General features: G+C 59.3%; 15 protein-coding genes. 13 read left to right on the top strand and 2 right to left on the bottom strand.

What is annotated here, in order from left to right:
* Window positions 1-168: 168 nt before the first annotated feature.
* The 5 genes from EDC26_RS08770 to EDC26_RS08790 all read left to right on the top strand — a co-directional run bounded on the left by EDC26_RS08770 (window position 169) and on the right by EDC26_RS08790 (window position 6,875).
* A complete protein-coding gene (locus EDC26_RS08770; protein ID WP_132581603.1) occupies window positions 169-2,055 on the top strand; it encodes a propionate--CoA ligase in 1,887 nt (628 codons plus the stop codon).
* A complete protein-coding gene (locus EDC26_RS08775; protein WP_132581605.1) occupies window positions 2,052-2,459 on the top strand; it encodes a heme-binding protein in 408 nt (135 codons plus the stop codon). The genes EDC26_RS08770 and EDC26_RS08775 overlap by 4 nt, the downstream gene beginning before the upstream one ends.
* Window positions 2,456-3,766 carry an MFS transporter gene (locus EDC26_RS08780; protein ID WP_132581607.1) on the top strand — a complete coding sequence of 437 codons (1,311 nt, stop codon included), beginning with the start codon at window positions 2,456-2,458 and terminating at the stop codon, window positions 3,764-3,766. Before EDC26_RS08775 ends, EDC26_RS08780 begins: the two co-directional genes overlap by 4 nt.
* Window positions 3,767-3,848: 82 nt before the next feature.
* On the top strand, window positions 3,849-5,828 hold the full coding sequence (acs, locus tag EDC26_RS08785) for an acetate--CoA ligase (protein ID WP_132581609.1): 1,980 nt from the start codon (window positions 3,849-3,851) through the stop codon (window positions 5,826-5,828).
* Window positions 5,829-6,059: 231 nt separating this feature from the next.
* The gene (locus EDC26_RS08790) at window positions 6,060-6,875 is read left to right on the top strand and encodes a DMT family transporter (protein WP_243700846.1); all 816 of its coding nucleotides are present in this window, start codon (window positions 6,060-6,062) and stop codon (window positions 6,873-6,875) included.
* A 4-nt stretch (window positions 6,876-6,879) separates the two neighbouring features.
* Here the strand turns inward: EDC26_RS08790 and EDC26_RS08795 are convergent, their stop codons facing one another.
* Both EDC26_RS08795 and EDC26_RS08800 read right to left on the bottom strand, forming a co-directional pair.
* The gene (locus tag EDC26_RS08795; protein WP_132581611.1) at window positions 6,880-8,049 is read right to left on the bottom strand and encodes a formyltransferase family protein; all 1,170 of its coding nucleotides are present in this window, start codon (window positions 8,047-8,049) and stop codon (window positions 6,880-6,882) included.
* Between the two features lie 153 nt (window positions 8,050-8,202).
* Window positions 8,203-9,849 carry an electron transfer flavoprotein-ubiquinone oxidoreductase gene (locus tag EDC26_RS08800; protein ID WP_165930966.1) on the bottom strand — a complete coding sequence of 549 codons (1,647 nt, stop codon included), beginning with the start codon at window positions 9,847-9,849 and terminating at the stop codon, window positions 8,203-8,205.
* 219 nt (window positions 9,850-10,068) lie between these two features.
* Here EDC26_RS08800 and EDC26_RS08805 point away from each other — a divergent pair, with 219 nt between their 5' ends.
* The 8 genes from EDC26_RS08805 (at window position 10,069) to EDC26_RS08840 (ending at window position 18,903) form a co-directional block, all read left to right on the top strand.
* A complete protein-coding gene (locus EDC26_RS08805; protein WP_132581613.1) occupies window positions 10,069-10,566 on the top strand; it encodes an acyl-CoA thioesterase in 498 nt (165 codons plus the stop codon).
* 62 nt (window positions 10,567-10,628) lie between these two features.
* Window positions 10,629-11,327: a CoA transferase subunit A gene (locus tag EDC26_RS08810; protein ID WP_132581615.1), complete on the top strand. Its 699-nt coding sequence runs from the start codon at window positions 10,629-10,631 to the stop codon at window positions 11,325-11,327.
* Window positions 11,328-11,338: 11 nt separating this feature from the next.
* The gene (locus EDC26_RS08815; RefSeq protein WP_132581617.1) at window positions 11,339-11,992 is read left to right on the top strand and encodes a CoA transferase subunit B; all 654 of its coding nucleotides are present in this window, start codon (window positions 11,339-11,341) and stop codon (window positions 11,990-11,992) included.
* Between the two features lie 63 nt (window positions 11,993-12,055).
* On the top strand, window positions 12,056-13,801 hold the full coding sequence (locus tag EDC26_RS08820) for an aminopeptidase P family protein (protein WP_243700853.1): 1,746 nt from the start codon (window positions 12,056-12,058) through the stop codon (window positions 13,799-13,801).
* A gap of 54 nt (window positions 13,802-13,855) precedes the next feature.
* Complete coding sequence (locus EDC26_RS08825; protein ID WP_132581621.1) at window positions 13,856-15,535, top strand: CTP synthase; 1,680 nt, start codon at window positions 13,856-13,858, stop codon at window positions 15,533-15,535.
* A gap of 26 nt (window positions 15,536-15,561) precedes the next feature.
* On the top strand, window positions 15,562-16,416 hold the full coding sequence (gene kdsA / locus EDC26_RS08830; protein ID WP_132581623.1) for a 3-deoxy-8-phosphooctulonate synthase: 855 nt from the start codon (window positions 15,562-15,564) through the stop codon (window positions 16,414-16,416).
* 59 nt (window positions 16,417-16,475) lie between these two features.
* Window positions 16,476-16,760, top strand: coding sequence for a DUF1330 domain-containing protein (locus EDC26_RS08835; protein ID WP_132581625.1), 285 nt, complete (start codon window positions 16,476-16,478; stop codon window positions 16,758-16,760).
* A gap of 544 nt (window positions 16,761-17,304) precedes the next feature.
* Window positions 17,305-18,903 carry an MDR family MFS transporter gene (locus EDC26_RS08840; protein ID WP_132581627.1) on the top strand — a complete coding sequence of 533 codons (1,599 nt, stop codon included), beginning with the start codon at window positions 17,305-17,307 and terminating at the stop codon, window positions 18,901-18,903.
* Window position 18,904: the final 1 nt, after the last annotated feature.

The raw sequence follows: 18,904 nt of genomic DNA on the forward strand, positions 1-18,904 counted from the left end.
GTTTGCATGGGCCTTGGATGAAACTACCCTATAAGGGCCATTTCTACTATGAAAAGGGCCTGAACAGGGATTAAAATTATTCTGTCTGACACAGACTAATACAATTTAATTCACTCATTTTTCTAATATGGGGATCGCTCGAACGATCCGCCGAACCTGGAGACAACAATGCAGAAATTGCGCGAATTCCATCGTCAGTCCATAGAGGATCGCGAAAATTTCTGGCGACGGGAATCGCAGCATATCCACTGGGAAACCCCGTTTCACAAGGTGCTTGATTACTCAAACCCGCCGTTTGCGCGGTGGTTCGTCGGTGGGAAAACCAATCTTTGCTATAACGCTGTCGATCGCTGGCTACCCACGCAAGCCGATAAACCGGCCCTGATCTGGGTGTCTACCGAGGTGGACCAGGAGGTTATTTACACTCGCGCCGACCTGGCGCGCGAGGTCAATGCCGCTGCCGCCATATTGCGCGGCCTGGGCGTGCGCAAGGGCGATCGCGTGCTGGTGTACATGCCCATGATTCCCGAGGCGGCGTTCATCATGCTGGCGTGTGCACGCATCGGAGCCATCCATTCGGTTGTGTTTGGCGGGTTCGCCTCGCATAATCTGGCGCAGCGCATCGATGACGCGCGGCCCAAGGTGGTCGTGTCGGCCGACGCCGGGTCCCGCGCGGGCAAGGCTATTCCCTACAAGCCCTTGCTCGATCAGGCCATGAAAACCTCGCAGCATCCGCCAAAATCGGTTTTGCTCGTCAATCGGGGTTTGGTCAAGTTCGACCCCGTTGCCGGCCGCGATCTGGACTACGCCACGCTGCGCGCCAGATACGATGGGGCGGAAGAGCCGGTCGAATGGCTGGAATCGTCCGACCCGAGCTATATTCTTTACACCTCGGGCACCACGGGAAACCCCAAGGGGGTGCAGCGCGATACGGGGGGGTACGCCGTTGCGATGGTGGCGTCCATGCGCTACATATTTGGCGGCAAACCGGGCGATACCTATTTGTGCACCAGCGATATCGGCTGGGCGGTGGGGCATTCCTATGTGGTGTATGGGCCGTTGCTCAATGGCCAGGCTACGGTGATGTACGAGGGTCTGCCAACCCGGCCCGATGGCGCCATATTGTGGAAAATGGTCGAAAAATACCGCGCCAATGCCATGTTTACGGCTCCGACGGCCATCCGGGTACTTAAAAAACACGACCCGGCGCTATTGAAAAAACATGATTTATCCAGCCTCCAGACCTTATACCTGGCGGGCGAACCGCTGGACGAGCCCACGGCTGTCTGGATTTCCGAAAGCCTGGGCAAGCCTGTTATCGACAATTACTGGCAAACCGAGACCGGCTGGCCGATTTTGTCGGCCCAGCCTGGCGTGGAGGTCGTGCCCACCAAGTTCGGTAGTCCTTCGTTTCCGGTTTTTGGCTACGATGTGCGCGTGGTCGACGAAAGTACGGGTGAAGATCTCGGCCCGAACGATAAGGGCGTCGTGGCGATAGTTCCGCCTCTGCCGCCCGGCGCCATGTCCACCATATGGGGCGACGACGAGCGGTTCGTACGCACCTATTTTTCCGCCATCCCCAATCGTACCTTGTACTCCACCTTCGATTGGGGGCTTTACGACGACGATGGCTACTGGTTCATTTTGGGGCGCACGGACGACGTCATCAACGTGGCGGGGCACCGTTTGGGTACGCGCGAAATCGAAGAGTCTCTGAACAGTCATTCCGCCGTGGCGGAATCGGCCGTAGTGGGTGTGCGCGATGCCCTCAAAGGGCAGGTGGCGGTGGGCTTCGCGGTCCTGAAAGACCCTGCTGCCTTCGAGGGCGGCCAGGCCCAAGCCGATCTGGAAAACGACATTAAGCGCGTCATCGAAGAACGCATTGGCGCCGTCGCGCGTCCGGCTCGTATCCATTTCGTGGGAGCCCTGCCCAAAACCCGCTCCGGCAAGGTGTTGCGGCGTGCGATTGTGGCATTATGCGAAGGTCGGGATCCGGGCGACCTGACCACGATTGAAGACCCCAGCGCCCTCGAACAAATCAAGGATTCTTTATGAAAACCAAACCTGTATTAAGTGCCTCCGATGTAAAAACCATATTGGCCGCGGCCGAGCAGCATGCCGGTGAGCATAAATGGGCGGTCACCATTTCGGTGGTCGATGACGGCGGGCACGTGCTGGGTTTGGCGCGCATGGATGGGGCCGCTCCCATCTCGGCCCATATTTCGCCCGCCAAAGCGCGCACGGCGGCCCTGGGCCGGCGCGAATCAAAGGGCTACGAAGACACCATCAATCAAGGACGTTTCTCGTTTCTGTCGGTGCCTCTTCTCGACGGCATGCTCGAAGGCGGCGTGCCTGTTGTGGTGCAGGGGCAGGTCGTGGGTGCGGTGGGTGTGTCGGGCGTCAAGTCCAGTGAAGATGTTGAGATCGCCCGAGCGGGGATTGCCGCCTTGAAACTATGACAGGCCGGGTGCCGGGGGCCGCGGTCGGGTTTCACGGTACGCTCAATCCTGGGGTTACCCGGCGCGAGGTGTGGGCCTGGGCGATGTACGATTTTGCCAATTCGGGCTACACAACTGTGGTGCTCACCACGGTTTTCAGCGCCTATTTCGTAGGGGTGGTGGCTGCCCAGAAGCCTTGGGCCACACTGGCGTTCACAGCGGCCCTGTCTTTTTCTTATTTGATGGTCATGCTGACCATGCCGGCCCTGGGCGCGCGAGCCGATGCCCGGGCCTCGAAAAGGCGCTTGTTGTTCAGCAGTACGGTGGGCTGTGTGGCGGGCACCTTTTTGCTGGCTCTTGTCGGCCCCGGGGATATTGCGTTGGGCCTGGTCGTCCTGGCCTTGTCGAATTATTGTTATTGCGTAGGCGAGTCGATCGTCGCCGCTTTTTTACCCGAGATAGCCCAACCCAGCGCTCTGGGCCGAGTGTCGGGCTGGGGCTGGAGCTTTGGTTATTGTGGCGGCATGCTGAGCCTGGGACTGGCCTTGGCGCTCGTGTCCTGGGCTTCGGCGCACGGCCAGACCGCCAGCCTGTATGTGCCGCGAGTCATGCTGTTGACGGGCCTGATTTTCGCCCTGGCGGCGGTGCCCTCGTTTGTGTTTTTGCGCGAGCGGTCCAAGGCCAGCCACAGGCCGGCGGAAGGGATGTTGGCCCGCCTGCTGACGGCCTGGCGCGAAACGAGCCGGCATTTCCAGGATTTTCGCTTATTGCTGTTTTGCGGTGCTTGCTATCAGGCGGGCATTGCCGTGGTCATTACACTGTCCGCGGTGTATGCCACCGAGGCCATGGGCTTTACCATGGCGCAAACCATGGCCCTGGTCTTTACGGTCAATATTGCGGCGGCGGCGGGCGCTTTTTTGTTCGGCCATGTCCAGGATCGTATCGGCCACAAGCGTGCTTTGGCGCTTACCTTGTGCGGCTGGATCGTGATGGTGCTGGTGGCGTACGCCGCTGTACAACTATGGGTATTCTGGATTGCCGCGACGCTGGCCGGCCTGTGCATGGGCACCAGCCAAAGCGCCGGCCGTGCCATGGTGGGGGCGTTTGCTCCCAAGGAGCGTCTGGCCGAATTCTATTCTTTGTGGACCTTCGCCATACAGCTGTCGGCCGTGGTCGGTCCGCTTTGCTATGGCCTGGTTACGTGGTTCACCGGCGGCAATCAGCGCGCGGCCCTGCTGTTTACGGGGCTGTTTTTCGTGGCGGGCCTGCTGGTGCTGACGCGGGTCGATTTTGCACGCGGCCTGCGTCAGCGCGATACTATGGTTTGAGGCGGGCGGCACCCACAAGGGGTGCCGCTACAGGGGTGCCGCTACAAAAAATTATTTCATTCGCTAATAGGAGCTAAGTGTCATGACTACAGAGATCGAATCAGTCTTGGTGGAAAACCGGGTCTTCCCGCCTTTCGCCAATCTGGTTAAAGATGCCAATATTTCCGGTATGGAGGGGTACCGGGCGCTATGTGATGAGGCGGAGCGTTCGCCGCTGGAATTCTGGGGGAGATTGGCGCGCGAAAATCTGGTTTGGGACAAGCCCTTTGCCACCGTGCTCGACGAATCGCAGGCGCCGTTTTACAAATGGTTTGCCGATGGCGAAATGAATGTATCGGCCAACTGTCTCGATCGGCACTTGAATACTCCTACCGCAAACAAGACAGCGATTATTTTCGAGGCCGATGATGGCCAGGTCGAACACGTCAGCTATAAGCAGCTGCATGCGCGCGTATGCGAGTTCGCCAATGGCATCAAGGCGTTGGGCTACAAGGCCGGGCAACGGGCCGTTATTTACATGCCCATGTCGGTCGAAGCCGTGGTGGCCATGCAGGCCTGCGCTCGTCTGGGCATTATCCATTCGGTGGTGTTTGGCGGGTTTTCGTCCAAGAGCCTGCACGAACGGATTGTCGATGTGGGTGCGGTGCTGGTCATCACAGCCGACGAGCAAGTGCGCGGCGGCAAGAAGATCCCCTTGAAGCCCGCCGTAGATGAAGCCCTGACAATGGGGTCGTGCGAGGCCGTGAGCCATGTGATTGTCTATCGTCGCACGGGTGGCAAGGTGGCATGGCAGGAAGGCCGCGATTTGTGGATGCATGACGTGACGGCCAAGCAACCCAGTACATGTGCTCCGGTTTCGCTCAGCGGCGAGCATCCTCTGTTTATCTTGTACACCTCAGGCTCTACCGGCAAGCCCAAGGGTGTACAGCATGCCACGGCGGGCTTTTTGTTGTGGTCGCTGTTGACCATGAAATGGACGTTCGACGCCAAGGACAGCGATGTGTACTGGTGTACCGCCGATGTGGGCTGGGTGACAGGGCACACCTATGTCGCGTACGGACCGCTGGCGGCGGGGGTGACGCAGGTCGTGTTTGAAGGCACGCCGACCTATCCCGATGTGGGGCGTTTCTGGGACATGATCGAACGCCACAAAGTGTCGGTGTTCTATACCGCGCCCACGGCGATTCGTTCGCTGACCAAGGCGGCCGAAGCGGCGCCGCAATTTCATCCGCGCGAATACGATTTAAGCAGCCTGCGCATTTTGGGATCGGTGGGCGAGCCTATCAATCCAGAAGCCTGGATGTGGTACTACACCCATGTGGGCCGCGAGCATTGTCCGGTGCTGGATACCTGGTGGCAAACCGAGACGGGCGCCCATATGATTTCGCCCTTGCCGGGTGTCACGCCGCTCAAGCCGGGCTCGTGCACCTTGCCGTTGCCGGGTATCGCTGCGGCGGTGGTGGATGAGGCCGGCGATGATGTCGAGCGTGGCACGGGCGGGTTCCTCGTCATGAAACGCCCTTGGCCCGCCATGGTGCGTACCATTTGGGGTGATCCGGAACGGTTCAAGAAGAGCTATTTTCCGCCGGAGCTCAAAGGCTATTATCTGGCGGGCGACGGGGCTCAGCGCGACACCGACGGTTATTTCTGGATCATGGGCCGTATCGACGACGTCTTGAACGTATCGGGCCACCGCCTGGGCACGATGGAGGTCGAATCGGCTCTGGTGTCGCATGAACTCGTGGCCGAGGCCGCAGTAGTTGGGCGCCCCGACGCTACGACAGGTGAAGCGATTGTTGCCTTTGTGGTGCTCAAACGTTCTTTGCCCGAAGGCGCCGAAGCAAAGGCCATTGCAAAACAGTTGCGCGATTGGGTGTCCAAAGAAATCGGGCCCATTGCCAAGCCGAAAGATATCCGTTTTGGCGAGAATCTGCCCAAAACCCGTTCCGGTAAAATCATGCGCCGCTTGCTGCGCGTGGTCGCCAAGGGCGAGAAGGTGACGCAAGACGTGTCGACGCTTGAAAACCCGCAGATTCTCGATCAGTTGTCGCAATCGGTGTAGCGGGTGTGACGGCGCCCGCCGTATGGCGGCACCCACAAGGGGTGCCGCTACAAATACGTTGCGGCGGCGCTTGTAGCGGCAGCCCTTGTGGCCGCCATGCCGAAATGTAGCGGCACCCCTTGTGGGTGCCATTTTTCTTGTGGAGCTTTTTTGAATAAAGACCGGCCGGACCACGCAGCTTTTTTCCTGATGGCTTTCACTGTGCTGCTTTGGGGGTTCAGCTGGATCGTCATGAAACATCTGTCCCACCTGATAGGCCCGTTTGACCTGGTGGCTTTGCGCTATGCCATCGGATTCCTGGTTTTGTTTGTCATTTTGCTGGCGTCGCGGCAGTCGTTGCGTTTCCCACCCTTTTGGCTGACCTTGGGCATTGCCTTGTTTCAAACCACTGCTTTCCAGTGTTTGGCGCAGTTTGCGCTGATCGCGGGGGGCACGGGGCAAGTGGTGATGCTGTCATACACCATGGCGTTCTGGGTGCTGCTGTTTGCCTGGATTTTATTGGGCGACAAGCCCACGCGCCGCCATGTGCTGGGTTTTGTGCTGGCCGCGGTGGGTTTGGTGGCCGTGATCGCTCCGTGGGAAGGGATGAGCGGCGGCGTCCTCAGTTCTTTGCTTGCTTTGTTGGGGGGCGCCAGTTGGGGCCTGGGTGTGGTGCTGGCGAAGATGCTGTTCCAGCGCCATCCCAATGTCAATGTCCTGAATTTAACCGCCTGGCAGATGCTCCTGGGCACGTTGTTTACCCTGCCGCTCTCTTTGGGCGTGCCGCAGATGGCGATTCATTGGGGATCGCAGACGGTGGTGGGGTTGCTGTATATGGGCGTGATGGCCTCGGCGGTAGGCTGGGTGATGTGGATGATGGTGGTGCAACGGGTCAGCGCCACGGTAGCCGGCATGTCGAGTCTGGGCGTCCCGGTGCTGGCGATCATTTTTGCCTGGTGGCTATTGAACGAGCGTCCGACGGCGGTGGAGCTTGCCGGTGTCGCCTTTATGCTGGCCGGCCTGGTGGTGGTGACATTGGCGCCTGTGACCAGAAAGAAGTTGAGTTGAGCAGTCAATGCTGATAGGCCGCGGCCTTCACGTCATTCGGATCCAGCGAGATATCCACTACCATGCTGGCGGCCAATGATTCCAGCAGGGCGTGCAGACTATCCATCAGCAATGCCGTCGGCACGGCAAGAATGGCCTTTACCCTGAACAGGTGGCTGGCGGCTGGCGCGTCCGCATGATCGACGTGGGTGATCAGCTCTTCAATGCTGATGCCGTGCGCGGACAGGCTGGCCGACAGATCCTGCACAATGCCCGGACGGTCGAGGCCGCTCAGCCCGAGCGAGACGCGTCGCTGACCCGGCGCCGCAGGCGCGGCATCGCTGCGCGCCATCACAATATGCAAGCCGGAAGCCTCCAGGCCGCGCAATGCCGCCGCGAAGCTATCCGCATTGCGCTGAGCGACTTCGAAATGCACCATGCCGGCGAATTGGTTCCCCAGGCTTGCCATGCGGCTGCCTGCCCAGTTGGCTCCGAAGCTGCGCGCTCGTTCCGAGATCAGGCTGACGATGCCCGGCCGGTCGGCGCCGATGGCGGTAACCACGATGGACGCGCGCGGCTCGTCGGGTGCCTCGGTCAGCTCGATGTGGCGGCGGATCATGGGCGCGCGCGTTGCGAAGCGCTGATCCTGCTCCCGGGCGGGCAGCGCGTCGTGTTCGCGCGCATAGTGCGCGACGCCGATCAACAGCGTTACGCCCATGGGAGCAAGCGCTCTTTCCCATAATTCGCGCGCTGTTTCTCCCTGGCGCACGAAGCACCAGTCCTGCGCCGCGATGGCGCCAGCGTCCCATCCTTGCGCAAGATGGTAGACGGATCCGCCGGCGATCGGGTCGCCTTCCAGGATGGTCCACTCGACTGCGGCAATGCCGCGATGGCGTGGCAGCAGGGAAGGGTGATACCCCACGCCGCCCAGGCGCGAGCGCGCCAGCGCCTCGTCCGTGACGCGAGCGTGTGTATGCGCCGCGACGATCAGGTCGGTACCTTCGGGAATCACCTCGGGCCCCACGAGTTTGGGGTTGCCGTGGACCATGGTCGGTATTTTGGCCGCTCGGGCGGCCAGTGCCAGCCTATCGTCCTCCGTTGGCGTCACTACGCCGGCGATTTCTATCCCGTCAGCGAGGAATGCCTCGAGCACCGAGGCGCCGAAGTATCGTGATCCTACCAATGTACATTTCATTCACATTCTCTATTTGCGTGCGGACGGGCTCATTTCGATCCGTCGGTGTTGAACAAATTTGATCGTTGTTCATGTAGCGGCAGCCCTTGTGGCTGCCATTTTTGCTAAACGGGCTACGGGTTATGGCGCAGATGGCACCCACAAGGGGTGCCGCTACATGCCGCTATACACCGGCCCTTCGCCGCCTTGCGGCGCCACCCACACGATGTTTTGCGTGGGGTCTTTGATGTCGCAGGTTTTACAGTGCACGCAGTTTTGCGCATTGATTTGCAGGCGGTCTTCGCCCGTCTCGGTTTTCACGAATTCGTATACTCCGGCGGGGCAATAGCGCGTTTCGGGGCCGCCGTATTTGGCCAGATTGACGGAAACCGGAATCGAGGCGTCTTTCAGGGTGAGGTGTATGGGTTCGTTCTCGTCGTGGTTGGTATTGGAAATAAAGACTGAACTGAGACGATCGAAGGTCAGTTTGCCGTCGGGCTTGGGGTAATCGATGCGGGCGCATTCGGCGGCCGGCTGCAGGTTGGCGTAATCGGGCTTGCTGTGGTGCAGCGTCCAGGGCATTTTGCCTTTAAGCAACCATTGTTCGACGCCGGTCATGACCGTGGCGATGGTGCGGCCTTTCTTGAACCATTGTTTAAAGTTGCGCGATTTGTTCAGTTCGGCATATAGCCAGGATTTTTCGAAGGCAGCCGGATAGCCAAGCAATTCATCGTGGCGCCGGTCGGCCTGCAGGGCTTCAAAAGCCGCTTCAGCGGCCAGAGCGCCGGTTTTAATGGCGGAATGGCTGCCTTTGATGCGCGAGGCGTTCAGTACGCCGGCCTCGCAACCGACCATGACTCCGCCCGGGAAACAGAGCTTGGGCAAAGAGAGCAGGCCGCCGGCTGTAAGCGACCGGGCTCCGTAAGCGATACGCTTGCCGCCTTCAAAAGTGGGTCGTATGGCAGGATGAGTTTTGTAGCGTTGGAATTCTTCGAAGGGCGACAGCCACGGATTGGCGTAGTCCAGGCCCACGACTAGACCCACGGCCACCAGATTGTTCGACAAGTGATACAGGAACGACCCGCCGTACGTGTCGGTGTCGAGCGGCCAGCCTGCGGTGTGCATCACCAGCCCGGGCTGGGACTGGGAGGGGTCGACCTCCCACAGCTCCTTGATGCCGATGGCATAGCTTTGGGGGTCGCGGCCGGCATCCAGTTTGTAGCGTTCAATGAGCTGACGGCCCAATTGCCCGCGCGAGCCTTCGGCGAAAATCGTATAGCGCGCAAGCAGCTCCATGCCCGGTTGATAATGATCGGTGTGGGAGCCATCGCGGGCGACACCCATGTCTCCGGTGGCCACGCCTTTTACCGCGCCCGACTCGGTGTAGAGAATTTCACTGGCCGCAAAGCCGGGGAAGATATCTACGCCCAGTTCTTCAGCCTGCGTGCCCATCCAGCGCGTCAGATCGCCCAATCGCACGATGTAGTTGCCGTGGTTTTGAAAGCACTGGGGCAGCAGCCAGCCCGGTGTGGAACGGGCTTTTTTCTGGGTCAGGAAAAGAAACTTGTCGGCCGTCACTGCCGTGTCGAGCGGTGCACCTTTTTCTTTCCAGTCGGGGATGAGCTCGGTGAGTGCCCGCGGATCCATGACCGCCCCGGACAGGATATGAGCGCCGATTTCGGCGCCTTTTTCCAGGATGCAGACGCTGACTTCACGCTGGTGCTCGGCGGCCAGCTGTTTAAGGCGTATGGCCGTGGCCAGGCCTGCCGGCCCGCCGCCCACGACAAGCACATCGTATTCCATTGATTCGCGTTCAGACATTTATAAAAATCTCCCGTGATTTTTGGTATTTCGTATTTTGAAGCGATTCGCCCTGCAAGCCTGTGAGTTTTGCATGGTCGATTGTATTGCAGTCTGAGTGGCGGTGGCCCGAATCGGGTTGGGGCGGCAGGGTAGGTGTCCTGGAGGCGGTCTGAGGCGTCTGGGGCTTGCCGTTATACTTGGAATATGGAAGTAATTCATAAAGAGGCAGGTTACGTTATGCAGACACCCGGGTACTCGCCGGAGGGGGTGGCACCCACTAGGGGTGCCGCTACGTTAGCGCCCGATACGTTGTCGTCCGGCGCACCGCGGATCGGGGGTGTTTTCCATTGGGTCATGCCGGTGCGCTGGGGCGATCTGGACGCCTTGAATCATGTCAACAACACGCTCTATTTTCGCTATGCCGAAGAGGCTCGCGTGTGTTTGTTCGCCCAGGCAGGGATCATTTTGCCGTCGACCCGCGTCGGGGTGCTGGCGCACGCCTCTTTGGATTTTCTAAAGCCTTTGCGGTATCCCTCCACCGCCGTGGTTCGCCTGACGCTCGCCCGGATAGGGCGTTCGAGCATGGAGCTCGACATGAGCATCGAGTGCGAAGAGGATCCGGGGACGATTTATGCCAAAGGTAAAAATATTATGGTCGGCACCGACTCGGCCAGCGGCAAGTCTTCGCCCTGGACGGCGTCGGAGCTGGCGGGTTTTGCCCGTTGTTTTGTATGAGGTCCAGTATTGGCTATGCTGGTTGCGTGTGAATTCTTTTCATTTATTAAAGGACAGGAGTAATGGATAAAGTCTATGCAAGTGCCGCAGAAGCACTTAAAGGCGTGGTCGCCAACGATCAAACCATTGCCGTAGGCGGCTTTGGGCTTTGCGGTATTCCCGAAGCATTGATAGCGGCCTTGCGCGATTCGGGTGTGAAGAACCTGACGTGCATCAGCAACAACGCGGGTGTCGATGGCTTTGGTTTGGGGCAGTTGCTCAACACCCGCCAGGTCAAGAAAATGATTTCCTCGTATGTGGGTGAAAACAAAGAATTCGAACGTCAGTATTTGGCGGGTGAGATCGAGGTCGAGTTCACGCCGCAGGGCACGTTGGTTGAAAAATTGCGTGCGGGCGGCGCCGGCATTCCGGCTTTTTTTACGCGCACCGGCGTGGGCACCATCGTGGCCGACGGCAAGGAAGTACGCGAGTTCGACGGTGAAAAATACGTGATGGAGCGTTCGCTGGTGTCCGATGTGTCGCTGGTCAAGGCCTATATGGCCGATCGCAGCGGCAATCTGGTGTTTCGCAAAACGGCTCGCAATTACAACCCGAATGTCGCCATGGCGGGCAAGATCACCATTGTCGAGGTGGAAAAGCTGGTCGACCTGGGAGAGATCGATCCGGACGCGGTCCATTTGCCGGGTATTTACGTCCATCGGATCGTGGTCAACGCCCACCCCGAAAAGCGTATCGAACAACGCACCACCCGCAAAGCATAAGGAGAGCAATAATGGCCTGGAATCGTGATGAAATGGCGGCGCGCGCCGCTCGTGAACTGCAAGACGGTTTTTATGTCAATCTGGGTATCGGTCTGCCCACGCTGGTGGCCAACCATGTGCCCAAAGGGGTCGAGGTGTGGCTGCAGTCCGAAAACGGCTTGCTGGGCATAGGCCCTTTTCCCACCGATGACGAAATCGACGCCGATTTGATCAATGCGGGCAAGCAAACCATTACAACGCTGCCGGGGTCGTCGATCTTCTCGTCGGCCGACTCGTTTGCCATGATCCGCGGGGGCAAGGTCAATCTGGCCATCCTGGGCGCCATGCAGGTGTCTGAAACCGGCGATCTGGCCAATTGGATGATTCCCGGGAAAATGATCAAGGGCATGGGGGGCGCCATGGACCTGGTGGCCGGAGTGAGCAAGGTCGTCGTGCTGATGGAACATGTGGCGCGTAAGAAAGACGGCACCGAAGACATCAAGCTGCTGCCCGAGTGCACCTTGCCGCTGACCGGGGTGGGCGTGGTCAAGCTGATCATTACCGATCTGGGCGTGATGGAAGTCACCCCCAATGGGCTGAAGCTTACCGAACTGGCGCCTGGCGTCACGGTGGCCGAGGTTCAGGCCAAAACAAAGGCACGGCTCGACGTGTCCGCCGTCGCGTAAAAAAAAGGAAAGTTTGTGGTCAATTCAGTTTTTGCCCAACGCATCGCGGCCTTGCGCGCGGCCATGTCCGCACAGAAGATCGATGCTTGCATCGTGCCGTCGTCCGATCCCCATTCTTCCGAATACCTGCCCGAGCACTGGCAGGCGCGCAGTTGGCTAAGTGGCTTTGACGGCTCGGCCGGCACGCTGGTCGTTACGGCGCAGTTTGCGGGAGTATGGACCGACAGCCGGTATTGGGTGCAGGCCGAGCAGGTTCTGGCCGGCACGGGTATCCAGACCATGCGGGCGGGCGCCGACGGGGTGTTGGGCTTTGTCGATTGGCTTGCCGCCGAATTGCCGCGGGGCAGCCGCGTAGGCGTCGACGGCCAGGTGCTTAATCTGCAGGCCTACAGGCAGTGGCAGGCCGACCTGGGCCAGAAAGGGATTGTGCTGGTGAGCGATCAGGATGTCGTCGATACGATTTGGCCGGAACGCAGCCCCTTGCCCGTGGCGGCCGTTTATGAACATGTGGCTCCGTTTGCCTGTCGCAGCCGGGCCGTCAACCTGGCGGCGGTGCGCACCGCCATGGCCACGCACAAGGCCGATTGGCACTGGGTCTCGTCGCTGGACGATATCGCCTGGATTTTCAACCTGCGCGGCAGTGATGTCTCGTACAACCCGGTATTTCTTGCTCATGCCCTGATCGGCCGCGATACTGCGCGTTTATTTGTGGCGCCCGAGAAAATCGATACCGCCCTGCGGGCGACGCTGGGCCGCGATGGGGTGCAGATCGAACCCTATGCGCAGGCCGGCGCTGCTTTGGCGGCTTTGCCCGAGGGCCAGGTTTTGCTGGTCGACCCGGCACGCACGACTGTGGGCGTGTTGGCCGCAGCCGCCTATGTCGGTCAGGTCGAGGCTGTCAACCCGTCGCATTTGCTTAAGTCGCGCAAGACCGAGGCTGAACTGGCCCAGGTGAGAAACGCCATGGAGCAGGACGGTGCGGCCTTGTGCGAGTTCTTCGCCTGGTTCGAATCGGCGCAGGGCAAGCAAACCATTACTGAACTGACCGTCGATGAAGAGATCTGCGCGGCGCGGGCACGCCAGGCCAACTTCGTGTCTCCCAGCTTCGGCACCATTGCTGCCTTTAACGCCAATGGCGCCATGCCGCACTATCACGCCACCCAGGCTTCGCACGCCGAGATTCGCGGCGATGGCATGTTACTGATCGACTCGGGTGGCCAATATAAAGGCGGCACGACGGACATTACACGCGTGGTGCCGGTGGGCCAGCCTTCTGTGGAGCAGCGGCGCGACTATACGGCAGTCTTGAAGGGCATGGTGGCGCTTTCGCAGGCGGTATTTCCGCGCGGCACGGCCTCGCCGTCGCTGGATGCGATTGCGCGTTTGCCGATCTGGCAGGCGGGCGCCGAGTATGGGCATGGCACGGGTCACGGCGTGGGCTATTTTTTAAATGTGCACGAAGGCCCGCAAGTCATTTCCTATCGCACGCCGATCAAGCCCAATATGGGTATGGAGCCGGGCATGATCACCTCCAACGAACCGGGTTTGTATCGTCCCGGACGCTGGGGCATCCGGATCGAAAACCTGACCGTCGCCCGCCCCGCGATGACGACCGAGTTTGGCGAATTCCTGAAGTTTGAAACGCTCACGCTGTGCCCGATTGACACTCGCCTGATCGAGCGCAGCCTGCTGACCGAACCCGAAATTTCGTGGCTCAATGGCTACCATGCCGAGGTTCGGGCTCGTTTGCTGCCCAGGGTACGTGATGCGGCCAAACAGTGGCTGCTGCTGCGTACGCAGCCGCTGTAGCAGGCTATAATCCAAATTTCCTGCTCAAGCCCGGTGGCCCCGGGCGCCAATACAATGACTAAATATGTGTTTGTTACGGGCGGGGTAGTGTCCTCTCTGGGTAAGGGCATTGCTGCTGCTTCATTGGCCGCAATCCTCGAGTCTCGCGGCCTGCACGTCACCCTGATCAAATTAGACCCTTACATTAATGTCGATCCGGGCACCATGAGCCCGTTTCAGCATGGCGAAGTGTTCGTCACAGAAGACGGCGCTGAAACCGACCTCGACCTGGGGCACTACGAGCGCTTCATTTCGTCGCGGATGCACAAGGTCAATAACTTTACGACCGGTCAGATCTACGAATCGGTGCTGCGCAAAGAGCGTCGCGGCGATTATCTGGGTAAAACCGTACAGGTCATTCCGCATATCACCAACGAAATCCAGGACTTTATTGCACGCGGCGCCAAGTCCGCCTGGAATGGCGCGGCCGATGTGGCCATCGTTGAAATCGGCGGTACGGTGGGCGATATCGAGTCGCTGCCGTTTCTGGAGGCAGTGCGCCAAATGAGCCTGCGCCTGGGTCGCAACAACGCCGCATTCGTCCATCTGACCTTGGTGCCGTTCATCGCCACGGCGGGTGAGCTTAAAACCAAGCCCACTCAGCACTCGGTGCAAAAGCTGCGCGAGATCGGCATTTACCCCAATGCCTTGCTGTGCCGTGCCGACCGGCCGATTCCCGACGATGAGCGCGCCAAAATTTCCCTGTTCTCGAATGTGCCGCTCGATGCCGTGATTTCGGTCTGGGATTCCGACTCGATCTACAAGATTCCCTCCATGCTGCACAAGCAGGGGCTGGACAATCTGGTCTGCGATGCCTTGGCCATTACGCCGCCGCCGGCCGACCTGACGATGTGGGATCGGCTGGTTGAAGCCATTGAGCACCCGCGGCATACGGTTCGGATCGGCATGGTCGGTAAATATGTCGACCTGACCGAGTCCTACAAATCCCTCACCGAAGCGCTGGTGCATGCCGGCATCCATACGCATTCGCGTGTCGTCATCGAATACTTGGATTCGGAAGTGATCGAAGCCCAGGGCGTGGATTGCCTCAAATCGCTTGATGCGATTCTGGTGCCGGGCGGCTTTGGCAAGCGCGGCATCGAGGGCAAGATTGCGGCAATTCGCTATGCTCGCGAAAATAACGTGCCGTATCTGGGCATCTGTCTGGGCATGCAACTGGCGGTGATCGAGTTCGCGCGCGACGTGGCCATGCTGGGCGGGGCCAACAGCACCGAATTCGATCCTGCCGCGCCGCATCCCGTTGTGGCTTTGATTACCGAGTGGCAGGATCGCGAGGGGCAAATTGAAAAACGCGATCAATCCTCCGATCTGGGCGGCACCATGCGCAAGGGTGCGCAGCGTTGCCCCGTCAAGCCTGGAACGCGCGCAGCCGAAATATACGGTGTCGAAGTCTACGAACGCCACCGTCACCGTTATGAAGTCAATAATGTGTACCTTTCACGCCTGGAGCAGGCCGGGTTGGTGATAAGCGCCCGCACGCCTACTGAGCATTTGCCTGAAATCATGGAGTTGCCCGGCCACGCGTGGTTCATGGGCGTGCAGTTCCACCCTGAATTCACCTCTACCCCGCGCGACGGCCATCCCTTGTTTACGAGTTATGTCCAGGCGGCGATCGCGCATCAACAGCAGCACGCCGCCGTGCACGAGGTCAAATTGGCAGCGTCTGCGGTGTGAGCGGCGAAGGCATATCGAGGGTTCCGATGAAACTATGCGGCTTTGAAGTGGGCCTGGATCAGCCCTTTTTCCTGATTGCCGGCCCGTGTGTGATCGAGTCCCGGCAGATGGCCTTTGATACGGCGGGACGGCTTGTCGAGATTACTCGCAAGCTGGGTATCCCTTTTATTTATAAAAGCTCGTTCGACAAGGCCAATCGCAGTTCGGGGCTTTCGTACCGGGGCCCGGGCATGAGCGAAGGCCTGCAGATTCTGGCCGATGTGCGTGCGGACCTGGGTGTTCCGGTGCTGACCGATGTACATGATATTGGGCAGATAGCGGATGTGGCGGCGGCGGTCGATGTGTTGCAGACACCCGCCTTCCTGTGCCGTCAGACCGATTTTATCCATGCCTGCGCGGCGAGCGGAAAGCCGGTCAATATCAAGAAAGGCCAGTTTCTTGCGCCGCACGATATGACGCAGGTGGTCGCCAAGGCGCGGGCTGCCGCTATTGCCGCGGGCGGCGATGGCGACACCATCATGGTATGCGAGCGCGGCGCGTCGTTTGGCTATAACAATTTGGTGTCGGACATGCGTTCTTTGGCGATTATGCGCGAGACGGGCTGCCCGGTTGTGTTCGATGCGACGCATTCGGTGCAGCTGCCGGGCGGGCAGGGCACGTCGTCCGGCGGGCAGCGTGAGTTTGTGCCTGTGCTGGCGCGAGCGGCGGTGGCGGTGGGGGTGGCGGGCCTGTTCATGGAAACCCATCCCAAACCTTGTGAGGCTTTGTCCGATGGCCCCAATGCGGTGCCTTTGCAGCATATGGAGGCGTTGCTGGAGTCATTGCTGGCCATTGATCGCAGTGTTAAAAAAAGCGGGTTTATAGAAGACCAGTTTGATTGAGGCTGTATTGGCTTAGACTGTGTCGATTGAGACTGTGGGAATAGTTTGGCGAGACATTTATGACTGCGTACCTTATTGCCAATATTGATGTGACCAAGCCGGAGCGCTATGAGGAATACAAGCGGTTCTCTTCGTTGGCGATGAGCTCCTGCGGCGCCAAGGTTTTGGTTCGGGGCGGCAAGTGCGAGGGCCTGGAGGGCGATACGCCGGCGCGCACGGTTGTGCTGGAGTTTGCGTCGATGGCGGCTGCCAGGGCGTTTTATAACTCGGCCCAGTATCGCCGTGCCCGCAATGCGCGCGAGGGCGCTGCCAATATGACTATGTATATCGTCGAAGGCGTGTAGCGCCACCCCTTGTGGGTGGCATTCGCTGCAGGTGGCATTTTTTCGTATCAACCCTATCCGCGTAAAACCTTCTAGCCCCGCATCGCGGCCGGTCAAGGCGGATCGGGCTCTGACGTGCACGGTCATGGCTGCGCCATGACTTCCCGCGCGCAGGGCCGGCTTTGGGGCGGCGTGCGAACTCGTGGGGCGATCAGTCCACTGGACTGATCGCAAACGTCCCACTCAAACAGCGCACGCCTTGCATCCCCAAAGCCGGCCCTGCGCGCGGCGTGCCCGAATCGCCCGCCCCACCTTGACCGCCCACGACGCTAGCGGTGGCGATGTTTGTCGCTGACGTTCGTTGCTCATGTAGTGGCAGCCCTTGTGGCTGCCAAATCGTTGATAATCACCGCGCTATTTTTAGAACGCCGATGGCAGCCACAAGGGCTGCCACTACAACGCCTACCCGCTCCCTAATTCAGCACATAAGGGTAATCCCTTGTATTTAATCCAGGTTCCCGGTAGAATTATTGACTTGTCAATGATTGTGGTATCAAGGTATTTCATGGCCCCCATTGCAGCAACTGGCGCGACCGATAGCGGGCGTGTTTTGTCAGTACGTCAATCATTGTTGGCGATGGTGGGGTTGTGCTTTGTCACCATGATGGTGGCGATTGATCAGACGGTTGTGGGCACGGCGCTGCCTACTATCGTCGCTGAACTCAATGGCTTTGAGCTTTATGCCTGGGTGGCCACGTCTTATCTGTTGACTTCGGTGATTACCGTGCCCATATTCGGACGTCTGGGTGATTATTACGGCCGCAAGCGATTTGTCATGGCGTCGATCGTGCTGTTTAGCGCCGCTTCAGCCTTGTGCGGCATGTCCAATTCCATGCTGCAACTGGTGCTGGCGCGCGCTTTGCAGGGGATAGGCGGTGGCATGCTGGTGGGCACGGCGTTTGCCTGCATCCCCGATTTGTTTCCCGATTCCCATGTGCGTTTGCGCTGGCAGGTGTTGTTTAGCGCTGCATTTGGCATTGCCAATGCCATTGGGCCATCGCTGGGTGGATTTCTTACGCAGTACGCCGGCTGGCGCTCGGTGTTCTATGTGAATTTGCCGGTAGGTTTGCTTAGCCTGTGGTTCGTATGGCGTTACCTGCCACTGATTCGCCAGATTCAGACCAGCCATATACGTCTGGATTGGCAAGGGGCGCTGCTGGTCGCTCTGGGTCTGGGCAGCCTGCAGTTGCTTGTCGAATTTCTGCCGGGGCAAGGCTTTAATTTGTCCATGATGTGGTTGTGTCTGTTTAGCGTGATCACGTTTGTGGCTTTGTTTTACTGGGAGAGGCGTTGTCCCGAGCCGCTGCTGCCCATTGAAATGTTCCGCAACAAAAGCCTGGCGGCTCTGTTTTGTCTATCGCTGTTCGCCGGCTTTACGATGTTTGCGATTTTGTTTTATTTGCCCCTGCTGCTGCAGGGTGGGTTTGGCCTGACGCCTCAAAAAGCGGGTGTGCTGATTACGCCGCTGGTGGTGTGCATTACCGTGGGAAGCATCACCAATAGTCGTATTATCACGCGCATTCCCAACCCTAATGCGATGCTGTATGCGGGGTTTGCGCTGATGGCGATGTGTTGCCTGGGAATTATCGCCATGCATCAGGCGACCGCCACCTGGATCATTGTCGTATATATGGTGCTGGGCGGCCTGGGCCTGGGCTTTGTCATGCCGAACCTGACTGTTTTCGCTCAAGAGACGGCCGGACGCTCGCATCTGGGCATTGCCACGGCTTTGCTGCAATCGGTGCGCATGATAGGCGGGATGCTGGGCACGGCTATTGTCGGCACTTTGGTTACCCACTATTACATAAGCGGAGTCCGGCAGGCCACGCAGGGGCAGCCGTCGGCGGCATGGCTTAAAACCCTGGAAGATCCGCAGGTACTGGTGAATGATGTAGTGCAAAATGGCTTTTTGACGCATATGCATGCCTTAAGTCTGGACGGCGGCGTGCTGCTTGAGGCGGCCCGGGTGTCGCTGGTTGATGCGGTCCATTCGGGCGTCATGCTGGCTTTGGTGGTGACGCTTGTTGCCTTTGTGTGGGTACGGCGGGTGCCGCCCATAAAGTTATCACGCAGCGTGAAGGTCAATGTGCCGGTGGGAGAATAGC

The organism is Paralcaligenes ureilyticus (genome assembly GCF_004346225.1).
In the GTDB taxonomy this organism is placed as follows: domain Bacteria; phylum Pseudomonadota; class Gammaproteobacteria; order Burkholderiales; family Burkholderiaceae_B; genus Paralcaligenes; species Paralcaligenes ureilyticus.